The sequence below is a fragment of the Alkalinema sp. FACHB-956 genome, assembly GCF_014697025.1.
Taxonomy (GTDB): Bacteria; Cyanobacteriota; Cyanobacteriia; order Leptolyngbyales; family Leptolyngbyaceae; genus Alkalinema.
Window position 1 is genome coordinate 1 of sequence record NZ_JACJRC010000026.1, and the last position, 14,725, is coordinate 14,725.

At 46.8% G+C, this 14,725-nt stretch carries 13 protein-coding genes and 2 pseudogenes; 5 read left to right on the forward strand and 10 right to left on the reverse strand.

Annotation, left to right across the window (positions count from 1 at the left end):
• Positions 1-110, forward strand: a pseudogene (locus tag H6G21_RS25820) (transposase); the annotation flags it as partial.
• A gap of 16 nt (positions 111-126) precedes the next feature.
• On the opposite strand, the pseudogene H6G21_RS20385 reads toward H6G21_RS25820, so the two are convergent.
• The 9 genes and pseudogenes from H6G21_RS20385 to H6G21_RS20425 form a co-directional block, all read right to left on the reverse strand.
• Positions 127-276, reverse strand: a pseudogene (locus H6G21_RS20385) (NAD(P)H-dependent oxidoreductase); the annotation flags it as partial.
• A 127-nt stretch (positions 277-403) separates the two neighbouring features.
• Positions 404-1,588, reverse strand: a complete 1,185-nt coding sequence (gene ssuD / locus H6G21_RS20390) for an FMNH2-dependent alkanesulfonate monooxygenase (RefSeq protein ID WP_190575354.1) — start codon at positions 1,586-1,588, stop codon at positions 404-406.
• Positions 1,589-2,140: 552 nt separating this feature from the next.
• On the reverse strand, positions 2,141-2,953 hold the full coding sequence (locus tag H6G21_RS20395; RefSeq protein WP_190575356.1) for an ABC transporter permease: 813 nt from the start codon (positions 2,951-2,953) through the stop codon (positions 2,141-2,143).
• A gap of 38 nt (positions 2,954-2,991) precedes the next feature.
• Positions 2,992-3,573 carry a carbonic anhydrase gene (locus tag H6G21_RS20400; RefSeq protein ID WP_190575358.1) on the reverse strand — a complete coding sequence of 194 codons (582 nt, stop codon included), beginning with the start codon at positions 3,571-3,573 and terminating at the stop codon, positions 2,992-2,994.
• A gap of 93 nt (positions 3,574-3,666) precedes the next feature.
• On the reverse strand, positions 3,667-4,926 hold the full coding sequence (locus tag H6G21_RS20405; RefSeq protein WP_190575360.1) for an ABC transporter substrate-binding protein: 1,260 nt from the start codon (positions 4,924-4,926) through the stop codon (positions 3,667-3,669).
• Positions 4,926-5,786 (reverse strand): ABC transporter ATP-binding protein, encoded by an 861-nt coding sequence (locus tag H6G21_RS20410; RefSeq protein WP_242041968.1) that lies wholly within the window; start codon positions 5,784-5,786, stop codon positions 4,926-4,928. The genes H6G21_RS20405 and H6G21_RS20410 overlap by 1 nt, the downstream gene beginning before the upstream one ends.
• Before the next feature lie 109 nt (positions 5,787-5,895).
• A complete protein-coding gene (locus H6G21_RS20415; RefSeq protein WP_190575362.1) occupies positions 5,896-6,990 on the reverse strand; it encodes an acyl-CoA dehydrogenase family protein in 1,095 nt (364 codons plus the stop codon).
• A gap of 47 nt (positions 6,991-7,037) precedes the next feature.
• Positions 7,038-7,568, reverse strand: a complete 531-nt coding sequence (locus tag H6G21_RS20420; protein ID WP_190575364.1) for a DUF4242 domain-containing protein — start codon at positions 7,566-7,568, stop codon at positions 7,038-7,040.
• Between the two features lie 254 nt (positions 7,569-7,822).
• Positions 7,823-8,446 (reverse strand): MBL fold metallo-hydrolase, encoded by a 624-nt coding sequence (locus H6G21_RS20425; RefSeq protein WP_190575366.1) that lies wholly within the window; start codon positions 8,444-8,446, stop codon positions 7,823-7,825.
• Positions 8,447-8,838: 392 nt separating this feature from the next.
• Between H6G21_RS20425 and H6G21_RS20430 the strand changes: the two genes are divergently transcribed.
• Entirely contained in the window at positions 8,839-9,531 is a 693-nt protein-coding gene (locus H6G21_RS20430; protein WP_190575368.1) for a glutathione S-transferase family protein, read from the forward strand.
• A gap of 225 nt (positions 9,532-9,756) precedes the next feature.
• Entirely contained in the window at positions 9,757-10,611 is an 855-nt protein-coding gene (locus H6G21_RS20435) for a dienelactone hydrolase family protein (RefSeq protein ID WP_190575370.1), read from the forward strand.
• 249 nt (positions 10,612-10,860) lie between these two features.
• Here the strand turns inward: H6G21_RS20435 and H6G21_RS20440 are convergent, their stop codons facing one another.
• A complete protein-coding gene (locus H6G21_RS20440; RefSeq protein ID WP_190575372.1) occupies positions 10,861-11,727 on the reverse strand; it encodes a TauD/TfdA family dioxygenase in 867 nt (288 codons plus the stop codon).
• Between the two features lie 987 nt (positions 11,728-12,714).
• Here H6G21_RS20440 and H6G21_RS20445 point away from each other — a divergent pair.
• Both H6G21_RS20445 and H6G21_RS20450 read left to right on the forward strand, forming a co-directional pair.
• On the forward strand, positions 12,715-13,758 hold the full coding sequence (locus tag H6G21_RS20445; protein ID WP_190575374.1) for an aldo/keto reductase: 1,044 nt from the start codon (positions 12,715-12,717) through the stop codon (positions 13,756-13,758).
• 62 nt (positions 13,759-13,820) lie between these two features.
• The gene (locus tag H6G21_RS20450; protein WP_190575376.1) at positions 13,821-14,267 is read left to right on the forward strand and encodes a sulfur transferase domain-containing protein; all 447 of its coding nucleotides are present in this window, start codon (positions 13,821-13,823) and stop codon (positions 14,265-14,267) included.
• The last annotated feature ends 458 nt before the right edge of the window (positions 14,268-14,725 follow it).

The window sequence follows — 14,725 nt, forward strand, 5'->3', positions numbered from 1 at the left end:
ATCAGCATTGCCTGGAGCGCTTTATTGCAAGGTTAGACCTTGACCCAACTTTGATTAAATCACACCCCAACTACCCTAGCCTGCTCCACTACGGGGCTTTGGCTCCATAAATCTGTCCGGACCATTGAAGACCAAATCCTCAGCAGGCAAATCCCGAACGGAAATAATATCTACGTTGATCCCTTCCTGCTGCAAGCGCTGCGCCGCTAAGGATAACAATCCATAGGTTCTCGATGGATGGGTGGGACTCCCTGCGATCGCTAATACATTTGCCATTGATGCAACTCCTAATACGATAATGACTGTGTAACTAATAGCTATGTAACTAATAGCTATGTAACTAACAACTGTGTAATTAACAAGTAATTAACCACTGTGTAACTAACAACTGACGAGCAGCGCCTTAACTAGGACTCGTTAACTCAGGCCACTGAACTTTTCCACCCGACTGATTCGCGATCGAGTTTGGGAAACTCTCATTCGCCACAATTTCACCAAAGGGACTTAAGACTGCCTGCGTCTGCAAGCGGGCTTGATTCTCCAAGGGCAAACGGGGGAACAACAGTTCTGCGACACGATAGGCTTCCTCTAGGTGGGGATACCCCGACAAAATAAAGGTCTCAACGCCAAGTTCCGCATATTCCAACATTCTGGCGGCTACGGTATCCGCATCCCCCACCAAGGCAGTCCCAGCACCACCCCGCACTAAGCCCACCCCTGCCCATAGATTTGGGCTGACTTCCAAGGAGTCACGGCTGCCATTGTGCAACTGCGCCATCCGCTGTTGACCGACGGAATCCATACTGGCATAGGCTTTTTGGGCTTTAGCGATCGCCTCATCATCCACATAGCGAATGAGTTGATTGGCCGCATCCCACGCTTCAGCATTGGTTTCTCGTACAATCACATGGAGGCGAATGCCAAACCGCAGAGTTCGTCCTTGGGCTTCGGCTAGTTTGCGGACGGCGGCAATTTTTTCGGCTACTTGAGCGGGGGGTTCTCCCCAGGTTAAGTAAACATCCACATGCTTGGCTGCCACTTGCAATGCCGCATCGGAGGATCCCCCAAACCACAGCGGAGGATAGGGCGCTTGTACAGGCGGAAACATCAGCTTCCCATTCTGGATATCAATGTATTCGCCTTTAAAATTGACCGTTTCTCCAGCTTCCAACTGTCGCCATACCGTCAAAAACTCGTCGGTGAGATCATAGCGCGCGTCATGGTCAAGATGAACCCCATCTCCTGCTAACTCACTGGCACTGCCACCCGCCACCACATTAATCAGCAACCGTCCTGCGGACAGGCGATCGAAGGTAGCCGCCATCCGAGCCGCCAATCCCGGTGACATCAAGCCGGGACGAATGGCCACCAAAAACTTCATGCGCTGGGTTACAGAAGCGAGGGCTGAGGCCAAAACCCAGGCATCTTCACACGATCGGCCCGTGGGCAGTAACGCACCTGTAAATCCCAAATTGTCCACTGCTTGAGCAATTTGTTTTAAATAGGGCAAGTCGGTCGATCGTCCCCCCTGGGCAGTTGCTAGATATCGTCCATCACCATGGGTGGGAATAAACCAAAGTAATTGCATTGCTTAAATCTAAACTCCTTTTTTTTGCCGAGGGCAGAGAACCGAAATGGGAAGCAGAGAACGTGAATGGGAATCCAATTGAATGGGAATCCAATTGAATATGTCAAGGTCAGCAAAGATGAGGCAAACCATGACACAGAGTTTCAAGCGAGCATTTCAAGCGTTTCAGGCGACTGAAATTCTCAACTAAAATCCCAAACTAAAATCCCAAACTAAAATCCCAAAAGTACGGCTGCTGAAAAAGACAGAAGGCTCAGATGGAGGGGCCTGACGAGACTCCCCAAGGGATAACAGCCACTAGGAAAATCTACGATCGCAGTGAAAATCAGTGAAACCTAGTAAAACGCAGTGAAAGCTTAATAAACTTCAAGCAAACCACGGTAACTTGATCGATATACCGTAGTTTCCATAGTTCAATATCTCAGAAATTTGGCAGAAAAGCAAGGTTGCAGAAAAGCCGGGTTACAGAAAAGCAAGGTTGAGGAAAAAATCGAAGCAAATAGCTTGTAGCTAAGAGAAGCCGAAAAGCAAAATATTCCTAGGTCTTAATTCCTAGAGCCTAGCATGGTGAATCCTTTGGAGCGATCGCACTGTAGCATCCAAGCCATAGCCCAGCGCACCAATTACTAAAATCACTGCCAGCAATTCAGAATAGGCCAAGCGATCGCGCGTATCTAGAATGTAGTATCCCAAGCCAGCGCTCACACCTAGCATTTCCGCAGGAACTAAAACCACCCAAATAATGCCAATGGCTAACCGGATCCCCGTCAAAATATGCGGCACAATCGCTGGAAAAATCACCCGAATCAGGGTTTCCCAGGATGTTGCACAAAGACTGCGAGACAGCAATAGCCAGCGTCGATCGACGGCTGCTACCCCTGCGGCGGTATTGAGTAAAATCGGCCAAACCGCTGCGATGGTCAGCAGGAAATAAACTGGACGATCGCCCACTCCAAGAACCATCACTGCCAATGGCATCCAAGAAAGGGGAGAAATCATCCGAATGAACTGAAACAATGCTGAGGTGATTTGATCCAAAGCACGGGAAAGACCGATGAAAATTCCTAGGGGAATCCCTATCAGAGTGGCACCCAGCAATCCAACAAAAACACGGCGGAGACTAGTCATCAAGTGGGGGAAAAGGGCTCCCGATCGTAGTAACTCTAATAATGTGCCTAAGGTTTTTTCAGGAGAAAAATCACTGAAAATCATCCCCTGTTGCCAGGGTAATCCCTGGAAGAGTGGACTCGTCCACAGCCACCAAATCAGCCCTCCTACACCCAAACCAAGAATGGGTCGGAGCCAGCGCCAATCGAATAATTTTTGAGAAGCGGATGGGTTGTTGGAAGAGGGTGCTAAAGCCATAGATTTCTGGTTTCACTAGGCGGTCTGGCCAACTTGAACTAGGCAGTCTGGCCAGCTTGCGTTGCTTCAGGGACTTCAATTAATCGCCCTGTTTTGACATCATAGATATAGCCATAAATTGGGATAGTCACAGGGACTAAAGGATGCGATCGAATCCGTTGCACATCCACCACGACACTCTGGGCTAAGTCTTGGAATGTCAGCCAATCGACAAATTCTGCTTCCGTTGATCCTGGCCCACTGCCCACGTCTTTCCAGCCTTGATCATCCACAACAGCGGTCACTAAACTCTGGCCTAACAAATCACGAATAATTTGATCGGTGAATAATTGCATCCCGCAGTCCGTATGGTGAATAACAAACCATTCACGGGTTCCCAACAATTTGTAGGAAATCACCAGCGATCGAATGGCATCATCACTCGCTCGCCCCCCCGCATTCCGAATCACATGGGCATCCCCTTCTGCGAGGCCAGCGTAGCGTGCCGGGTCAAGGCGTGCGTCCATACAGGTCAAAATCGCAAATTGGCGACCTGGTGGTAAGGGCAGTTGCCCCTTTTCGCCAAATTGTTCAGCGTAGGTTTGGTTAGCAGCAAGGACTTCTTGCAGAAGTTGGCTCATGGGAATTGATGTGAATGGATAATTTCAGACCCCTAGCGGAGTGCCGTTGTCAACCTTCAGTGGAGATTTTCCGCGATCGCTCAAGCGATCAAATTAAACTGCAAACGTCTCTGTGCGGGTTAAACTGTCGTCTAAACCGAATGCAGAGGGCCCACCCACTAACGGCAATGCATTTCTGACAAACGAAGCATCCACCAGATCCTGGGCAACTTGACTGGGTTGCAGGGCTTGCAAGAAGCTATTCTCCCCTTCTAGTTGGGTTTCTTGTAACAACTTCACTAAAGACTCTGTGTAGGAAGGAAAGGGATAGGGTTGGAAATCAATGCGGCTTCCAGGCCAATCAGGATGGATAATGGCCCCTTGTTTCCCATAGACCTCCTTATCGTAATAACTCAGGGTGCGTTGCAAAATTGGCAAGGGGTGAGGGGTATATTTCCCCCCATCCTTTGATAGGATTTGGGCAACTTCTCCACGGTGTTCCCGCATCCAATGCTGCGCTTTGACTAAAGCGTTGACCACTTTCTGTGACCAATCTTTGCGCTGCGTTAAATCGTCTTCATGCATAAAGACAACACAGCAGGCATGATCTTTCCAAATATCTCCAGTGAAGCGCAAAATTTTTCCTTTTTCCTGGGTTTCTGCCGCTGCATTAAAGGGTTCCGCCACAATATACCCACCAATACTCTGATTGGCTAAGGCGGACACCATTTCAGGCGGGGGGAGTACCAGCAGATTCACTTCATTGGCGGCCAGGGGAGCGTCCTTGGGTTTCCGCACCACTTGCAATCCCGCTTGTTTGAGTACTTGTTGCAGAACTACGTTATGAATTGAATACCAAAAAGGAACCGCGATCGATCGTCCGCCCAAATCTGCCACTGTGGAAATGCTGGGTAGCACCGTTAATGCAGAACCATTTGTATGATTCCACGCCACCACTTTCCCAGGAAATTTTTTCCCGTAGCGAATCCAAATGGTTGCTGGCATGAGAACGTGAATCACATTTACCTGTCGAGCCAGAAACGCTTCTACAATCTGTGCCCAAGAACGGAATAGGGTTGGCTGGTCAGCAGTTAACCCTTCGGCTTCATAGAGCTTCTGGGAGTGGGCAACCAGTAAGGGGGCCGCATCTGTAATGGGTAAATAACCAATCTTGACGGCGGGATTTGCATTTTCTGGTGATGGTGAATTTAGCGTTCCTTGCTTGGATGCGGTATTCGATTGACACCCCCCGATCGCAGCGGTGGTTAATGCAGAAGTGCCTAGTAGGCCACTAAAGCGAAGGAAATCACGGCGACTCATGCCACAGCAAGCGCAATTGAGGGGATGGAGAAAAGATCGATTCGGTCTATACATCAGTGATCTACTAGGGTGGAAAGTTCAGTCAAAATGGACAAACGTAAAGCTGCAAGGGCTTGGGTTTGGTGGAATCGCGGTTTGGGGGGCGGAATTGACCATTCTCGGTGAATGCGTCCAGGCCGATGGTTCATTAAAATAATCCGATCGCCCAAGAGAAGTGCCTCATCAAGGTCATGGGTCACCATCACGACTGTACTGTGATGCTGTTCAATCACTTTTAAGAGCAATGTCTGCATTTCCAAGCGGGTCATGGCATCCAATGCACTAAACGGTTCGTCAAGCAGTAGGAGTTTAGGATGACGGATGAGAGTTCTGGCTAAGGCAACCCGCTGAGCCATGCCCCCAGACAGTTGATGGGGATAGGCAGATTCAAACCCCTCTAAATTGACGCTATGAATCACTTCTGCAAGGCGTGTTTTCACGTCCCGCCGAGAAAGGCGAGGCATATGTTTGAGTTGCAAACCCCAGACAATATTTTGACTGACGGTCAACCAAGGCAAGAGAGCTGCATCTTGAAACACTAAACCCACTTGGGGTTGGGGTTGGTGAATGAGCTGACCTTTGAGGTAAATCTCGCCCCGATCGGCGGATTGTAAACCCGCGATCGTAGACAGTAATGATGATTTGCCACAACCACTTAACCCTACTAAGCAAACCACTTCCTGGGCTTGAACCGTTAAATTAATATCGGTAAAAGCCGTCAGAGCCCGTCCGCGAACTAGATATTGTTTAGATAAATTTTCTACTCTTAAAAGACTCGTAGAGCGCTGGCGAAGGTGTAAGGATGAGTGTGATTGTGACGATTGTGATATATCGACTAATCCCAACTGATTCAGCTCGAAATGTGAGGGTTCCAACGGAAGTACTCCCAGATATTCTACGGGAATGAATTTGCTAGATATTTTTGTGGATTAGATAGATCATTTCTTTGGAAATTCAGATTAATTACTCATTAGATAACTTTGACTAGACCGAGACATTGAAAGTAACTTTCTGTTCTCCTGAACTAGTTCGCTGTAATTCTGTTTCGAGCTGAACTAAACTCGGGGTTAAAACTGCCAGAAATCCAACTTCTCGCAATCGTCGAGCAGTACCACTGGATTTAAAGTAGGCCATACCGCCCTTGGCTTCTAGTTCTAAGCCCACTGCATCAATCGCAAGGCGAGTGAACGCGATTCGCAACTCAAAAATTTGACGTTCTTGTAATAGGGATCGATCGGGCAATTGACTGAGCGATCGTAGTTGCGCCTCCAGTTGCTCTAAGGTAATTTGAATGTATTGAATCCGAGGTTGCAGGATAGCAATATTGGGGTGGAGATGCGTTTTAATTTCTTGGAGGGCACGGCGAACCAGCCCTAAGCTGAGACCACATTGCAACAGAATAAAGGCCGATCGAACTTGGGGCAAAAATGATTGCGCATCCTCACTAATAATCCATTGTGACGAGAGTTCTACATTATTCAACTTAAGGGTGCTTGTCCATGACGCCTGTAGACCTAATAACTGGAGATCTTCGCCCCGCTGCAAGCCCGGAGTGTGGGATGGTATCGCAACCACGATCGTATCCGCTGGACTGATTTGAGCCGCGACTGCCACCAAAAAGTTGTTCGGCTGTAGATTAGACACCCAAGGAAGAAAGCCCGTTAAGGTAACCGATTGAGCCGTCAGTTGCGCTTGTAACCGTAGGGGCTCAATTCCCGCTAAATGTTTCATCGCATTGGATAAACCCGTTGCGCCAGAAATCTCGGTTCGGAGCACCTTTGGCAAAATTTCCGATTGCAACCAAGAATTCTGAGTGCGTACTAAATATTCAATAAAGGCTCGCTGGCACCAAAATACGAAACCACTGGTCAAACAACACCCGGAAACCGTGGCGATCGCTTCAATGGTATCTAGCAAGGTTCCGCCGCTGCCGCCTAGGGATTCTGGCACTCCATAGCCCAGCCATCCTGCATCTGCAATGAGTGACAGCGAACGACCCACACTCGCTGTGGCTAGCCCTTCATCTAATGCATTAGCCTGTTGTTCAAGTAATGATTCCACTTGTTGAGTCTTCAGCATTCTCTTCCATTCCCTGAATTAAGAGACATTAAGCTGTAAAGGGATGCCTAGTGCACATTCCGAATTTCAGTTAAACGATCGATCGGTGCCCCAACGACTTCCCGCGCAGCTTCAACGGTTTCTGCATCAGGGCTATCGTAAAAACAGAGGCATTTGCTAAGGTCTTCGCACACGTAAGTTCGCTCAAATTTCACCGCTGGCACCTGGGCATAGAGAGGTGATTTCTCAGCCTTGCGTTGCAGGTAAGCCTCCATGGTTAACCCCGCAGGCAGATTCCATTCCACTAAGTAATTGGCCTGTGCTTTGCGATCGTGCACAGTTTGTAGATCCTGACCAACTAACCGAACGGGTTGCAGGGACTCCACCGTCCAGCCAATGTCTCGAAAACTTGCTTGAGCCTGTTCTGGGCTAGGGGCTTTTAAGATAATAAATAGTTGCCGCAAATCTTGACTGACCTGTGCTTCAATCAGGTGACTAGATTGCTGAAGTGCATTCGCTGCAAGCTGATCCAATGAGGCTGTGAGAGCATCAGGGCTGTGAGTTTCGTCAAGCTTGCTTTCAATTAAATATAAGGTCATACACAACGACTCCAGAACAGACTTGCAGAATGGATGACATTCCGCTGGTTATAAGCCTATGGGCAGGAGTCCATGGAGAAATAGTACAATGGATACAATTACAATGAGTTGTAATAATTCTCGTCTATGGGTCAAGCTGAAGGGTTGGCTAGTACAATCGATACAATTAGAGTCAATTTTGACAAATATTCTGATCAGGATTTTTAGCAACTCAGAAATTTCAGTGACTCAGAATTTTAGGCAATTTCAGAATTTTAGGTAATTAACGTCTGGAGCAATTCCTGAAGCCGATCGTGGCCATCTCGAAAAATAGACCACCCATCTCCCACCAAAACCGCTTCAATTCCCTCCAAGCTGGCTAGACGCTGTACCGATGCGATCGCGGCGGCTCGGTTCTGCAATTTAGCATCGGGTAACAGCGTTAAATCCCCTGCACGAGGGGCACGGATTAAATCCCCAGTAATCAGCGTATGGCCCCCTAACAATAGGGCTAATTCACCAGGGGTTTTAGAGCCGGATAGTTCCATCACTTGCAGTTGAGGAACCAATTCATCGCCATCGCCCAACCAGCGAATCTTAGACCCTAAGCTATCCTCAATTGTGATCAAAGCTGTCCGTTCGGCTTGGGGGGCTGCTACTTGGGCTCCCGTTTGCTGCGCGATCGCGATGGTATCCCGCAGGTGATCAGAATTTGTGATCACAATCCAATCTGCTCCGCCCAAGGATTGTAGATGCCTCCAATCATGCGCACTTAAAGGTACTGGATCAATCAAAATATTGTCACTGGGGCGTATCCAGGCAATGCCATTAAAGTCTATATTTCGATTTGAGTCAAAAATTGACCAACCATACAGATCTGGGCGATGAAGAGACTTCATAACATCTTCATAACATCTAGGAGGCGTAAACTTTAAAGTGCTCTTTCTAAGATCCTAATGCATCGGTAGAGGAGCGCTTTCAACTAGCTTTTGTACCATTTTAGAGCAAGTGACAGATTCTAGAGTTAGTTTTTTATTCAAATTTGTATCTTAAATACTTGTATTGGGAGTAAGACTATGAAATACTCCCATTCAATTCACCTGTAACTATTTCCAATGCTTATGGAGTGAGTGTAAAAATTCAGTTATTTTTTATTTCAGAGTCTCCCGATCGATTTGCCGAGTAGACCTCTGCTGCAAATTTAGCCTCTTCAGTTAGGCTTTTAGCCCTCTTCACTCACAGCCGTATCAGTATTCGTTCAATTACCTTAGTTTCTAAAGGAAAATTCACCATGGCAACATTAGAACTCTACTTTGCAAAGGTTTCAACGTTTTCTCAACGTACGCGCGTCGTTCTCCTGGAAAAGGGGATTGCCTTTACTCCCATTGAGGTGGATTTTCAAAATAAATCACCAGAGTTTTTACAGATTTCTCGGTATGGCAAAGTGCCAGCTATTCAGCATGGAGAAGTTAGGCTCTATGAATCTTCAATCATTAATGAGTACCTAGAAGAAGTATTTCCAGACCCAGCACTGCTTCCGAAATCCCCTGCCCAGAGAGCGATCGCGCGGATTTGGATCGACTATGCCAACACTCGTTTTGTGCCCGCTTTTACTAAGTTGCTGCGGGGAAAGAACAGCGAAGAACAGGAACAAGGGCGGCGAGAACTACTCGAATCGCTGCTCTATTTAGAGCAGGAAGGGTTTGCTAAACTGTCAGGTCATGGGCCTTATTGGTTGGGCGAGCACCTTAGCTTGATTGATATCAGCCTCTATCCTTGGTTTGAGCGACTACCTGTGTTGGAACATTTTCGTCAGTTTAGCCTGCCAGATGAAACTCCTCATTTACAATCGTGGTGGCAGGAATTACAAAAACGCCCTTCCATTCAAGCCGTCGCTAATCCAGCTAGCTTGTATATTGAGCGATTTACTAAGATTTTGGGGAATGCCATACCGACGGTTCCAGTCCCTAATAATCCGCACTAAAGCTAGTGCATTCAGGCTAGTACATTTAGGCTGGTACATTTAGACTAGCACATTCAGGCTAGTGCATTCAGGCTAGTGCATCACTGAATTCTGGGCTCTTCCACGAGGAAGAACCCAGAAATAAAGAAACTTTTTCGCTGGATTGAGTAGCATTTTTGCTTCCCTATTGTTTACTTCCTCTTACACCTGTTTACTTCCTCTTACACCGTCTTAGGAGCCCTCCCCATGCAGCTCAGCTACTTTCCCTTCGAACGTCCTATCAGTCGCCGTAATTTTTTTGCAACAGCTACAGTGGCAACAGGATTTACCCTAGCCGTGCAACCCATTTCTGCCGAAGTGATTAAAACTGATGCGAAGGGCATAGTAGCAGGACCTGTGACGATTCCAGTCAAAGGGGGCACGATTCCTGCTTATCGATCTGTTCCTACCGAAGGCAACAATTTTCCGATCGTGTTAGTGATTCAAGAAATTTTTGGGGTACATGAACATATTCAGGATATTACCCGTCGGTTGGCAAAGTTAGGCTATTTAGCGATCGCTCCAGAACTATTTGCACGGCAAGGAGATGTTTCTAAACTTAGCAATATTGATGACATTCGTAAAATTGTGAGTACGGTCCCTGATAACCAGGTCTTGACTGATCTGGATTCGACCGTGGATTGGGCCCTTCGATCGGCCAAAGGTGATGGCAACCGAGTTGGCATTACGGGTTTCTGCTGGGGAGGACGGATTACCTGGCTATATGCAGCTCATAATCCCAAAATCAAAGCAGGGGTTGCTTGGTATGGCCGCTTGGTGGGGAACGCCACAGAACTGACTCCTAAACATCCAGTGGATGTTGCTGCCAACCTAACAGTTCCTGTACTAGGGCTTTATGGGGGGCAGGATACAGGCATTCCATTAGAGACTGTGGAGCAACTCCGTGAGCAACTGAAATCGAGCCAGAGTAGATCGGAGGTTGTGGTCTATCCTGATGCGCCCCATGCCTTTTTTGCTGATTATCGTTCCTCCTACCGTAAAGCTGATGCGCAGGATGGCTGGAAGCGGCTACAGGCATGGTTTAAGCAGCATGGAGTTTGATCTGTTTGATTTAAACTTTTGATTTAAACTTTGGATTGAAACTAATGCTCAACTAATGCTCCCCGAGAATAGCGAGAATAGTAAAAATAGTACGATCGTAAAACCAACTACTCCCAATCTCTGGGCGGAATTACGATCGCACTATCAACGATGAAGTTCGCACAACTATGAAGTTCGCAGTTAAGAGCCCACGGCGATTAGAAACGCTAATTCTTAGGATTTCTAATGGCTTGAACTTTTTGCTAGCAGTTAAAATGGGCGGCTGCCTGCGAGACTCACCCGCTTCAACACTCGACGATAATGCGAATCGAAGGGTTCACGGTAATGTAGGGTTGCTTGATTATCCCAGTAAACGATATCCCCTACCGACCATTGATGCTGGTAATAAAACTGTGGTTGATTGAGGTGTTTGCGCAACTTCGCAATCAATGCAGCGCCTTCCTCGGGTTCTAGCCCAACGACTTCCACCTCCGTCTCAGCCCCCAAGAACAGAATTTTTTTGCCACTTTCTGGGTGGGTGCGGACTAGGGGATGGGGAAACACTGGGCTAATCAGCGGAATACTACGATCGTGTCGATATAACGGTGCAGGCTGGCTCCGATCGCGCACAAAAGGGTTATAGGTGATGAGCTTCAACTCAGCAATCTGCTCTTTGGTTGCATCATCCAGAGTTTCATAGGCTAGATTTAAATTCAACCAGTAGGTATTACCCCCCACGGGAGGAATTTCTTCCGCATACAAGAGGGAGCCACTCGACGGATAGGGCGTCCAATGATGATCGGCATGAAAAGATAATTCACCGGTTCCTGTATAGCCGCCTTCAATGTTAGCCACCGGAATAACGCGGGGGGTTACACCAGGTGCAGAAGCCAAAACGGGGGTTTCATCAGAGGGAACAAAGAGATCACCAAAATAGGTTGCAAAATTAAAGAGCTGATCATCGGTGAGTTTTTGATCTTTAAAGATCAGAATATGTCGATCGCGCAGGGCTTGCTTGAGTTGCAGAATCACCTCGGGCGGCACGGGACGACTCACATCTAATCCTCTGATCACTGCACCTAGGGGAGCTTCTAAGGGCTGAATCTGGAGTTCATCACGAATTAATGTCGTCGTCATAGTTTTCAATCCTGAATGATTTTCTAACACAAATCTCAGACTTACAGGGAGACTTGCAGGGCTTAAGTACTGAACAGCCCAGCAAAATTGAGCCGCAGGAGTATTTCATCAACTGCAAGCTCTATTGTTGCGAATGCAATGGTACAGCGGCTTGCGTAACGACAAGAAACAGATGCAACGCCTGAAGCCTTTTCTGCTGTGGGTTGCTGTATCGATCAGTCAAGCAAAGGGCTGTAAATTTTGCCAACTATTTAGACTCAAGTTATTAGTTATAGCAAAACATCAAACACTCAATTCTTCTTTCCAATCTTTTTAGAGAAGAAATAATTTTTAGAATTACCATGAATAACAGTTCCATACTCCCCCCCAAAAGACAAGTAACAGGATATACATTTTTTCAATTTTGCGAATTCTTTAATCATCCTTTAGAGTGATTCATAATTTGTTTCTCACCGTCAGCTTGACGAACTTCTGTCGTCAGCCCATAGCATTACTCGATCCTCACAAAATAATTATTCATCTAGTGATTATCAATCAAAATTACAAAATATTATGAGAGCGTAAAATAACCCACAGGATCAAGAACGTATTGACTGTGACATATAAAACGATCGTAGAGAGGACAGATAATTGCAGAAGGAACAGCATGAATGTTTACCAGGCTAAACGTCCAATTGAAGAAGCACCTGAGTTCTAGTTTTTGTATAATTTTTTGTATGATAGATGATAGCCTCATCAACGAGGTGTAGTTTTCCGCACGCTTGAGTTATATAATTCGGCTGATATGATGCTGATATGATAAGGTGCCTTTAGACAGGATCGTTGATCCTTAAAGAATTTCTGCCTGCAATTTCTGCCTACAAATTAGAATTCTACAAATTAGAATTCTTGTATTGGAATTCTTGCATTGTCCGATCGACTTTGATCCAGCTACTATCCAGCGACCTCTCTCTGTGTTATTTGACTTCACCACCCTTTAATTGATCCATGAAATATAACCAGCTTGGCAATAGTGATTTGAAGGTCTCAGAAATTTGTCTGGGAACTATGACCTTCGGCAATCAAAATACGATCGACGAAGCACGCCAACAACTCGATTATGCCTTTGGTCGCGGTATTAATTTCCTAGATACCGCTGAAATGTATCCCGTGCCTCCCCAGGAGAAAACCTACGGGATTACGGAAACCTTTGTAGGCGAGTGGTTAAAACATCAGCAGCGCGATCGAGTCATCGTAGCAACCAAACTGGTGGGTGCAGGCCGACCATTTACCTGGGTGCGGGGCGGCTCCAATCAGGTGAATCGTAGCAACATTGAAGCAGCCATTGATGCCAGTTTAAAGCGCCTGCAAACTGACTATGTCGATCTCTATCAAATTCACTGGCCCGATCGCTATGTTCCGACCTTTGGGCAAACGGTTTTTCATCCAGAACACGATCGGGATACCGTTCCCATTGCCGAACAGCTTGAAGTGTTTGCAGACATTATTAAAGCAGGCAAAGTCCGCTACATTGGTGTCAGCAACGAAACCCCCTGGGGAATTGCAACCTTTAGCCAAGTCGCGCAGCAACTCAACCTACCCAAAATCATCTCGATTCAGAACGCCTACAATTTACTCAACCGAGTCTTTGATTCAGCCTTAGCGGAAGCCAGCTATCGAGAAAAGGTTGGCTTGTTAGCCTATAGTCCCTTAGCCTTTGGCTTTTTAACGGGGAAGCATTTGCCTGGGGCTACGGATCCCGGTGCAACCCGCATTTCTCTGTTTGAGAATTTCGGTCAGCGATATTTCAAACCTCGAGTGACGGCTGCTGTGGCCGAGTACGTTGAAATTGCCAAACGTCATAACCTGAGTCCCGCCCAACTCGCGATCGCCTTTGTCCGGAGTCGTTGGTTTGTTTCCAGTACGATCATTGGCGCAACTACGCTGGCACAACTTCAGGAAAACATTGATGCTATCAATGTCCATCTAGATGACGCTATTCTGGCTGAGATTGAAGCGGTCCATGAAAAAATTCCCAATCCCGCACCATAGTTTTGCAGGGTTATTTTTTTAACCGGTTCGACTTGAGTAGTTGATTTAGGAGCAGATATGTGATGGTTAAGCGAATTAATCATGAGTTTAGTGTTGCAGGGCAAGTCACCCCCCATGATTTACAAGCTGCTGCACAGGATGGGTTTAAGTCAGTTTTTAATCTGCGTGCACCGGATGAACAGGGCTTTGTGGCAGATGAAGCGGATATTGCCGCAACTTTTGGTTTGAGCTATGGAAATGCACCTTTAGTAACTGCCAGTGTAGATGAAGCCAGATTACTAGAAATTGTCGCTGAACTCGATCGCTTGCCCAAACCAACGTTGATTCACTGTGCAGGAGGATTGCGGGCAACAGCGATCGCCCTTTTGAGTATTGCCCAACGCGGCGATCTAACCCCAGAACAAGCGATCGCCCAAGCCACAGAAGCAGGTTTTGATCTCAACGCCAACCCCAAGTTAAAGCAGTTGCTAGAAGCTGTAATTGAACAGCGAGAAAAAGTTGCAACTTAACAATCAATTTTTGGTTTGGTCGCTGGAGATTGTCTCGTTAGATTTCCAATAAATTGCAGTGTCGAATGATCAGTGATGCTGCTTCAGTAGCTTCATAGTATGAAGAATCGATCGTTAACTCTGAAGGAATCTCAGGATAGTCAAATGCGCTTTCCTCTATCAAACTCTTCAGTAGTTCTAATGATGTTAGTTTATTGAATTCTGTTCGAGATTTTTGCCCGATCCTTTCTTCTATAATCTGCCAGGGGCAAGCGATTTCAACAAAGTGAACGCGCCCCCCTGCGCCTTCAATGCAGAAAAATGATTTGCATGGGGTGATTGGATGAAAAATCCTCAGATTGTTAATTCAATAGATTGTATTTCCGAATATCGCCGGGAATTACAATTGATGCATCAACTTGGGCGATCGCTGCCTGAATACGTGCCGTTTGCATAGGAGTCTGCCATTGTGCCACGGT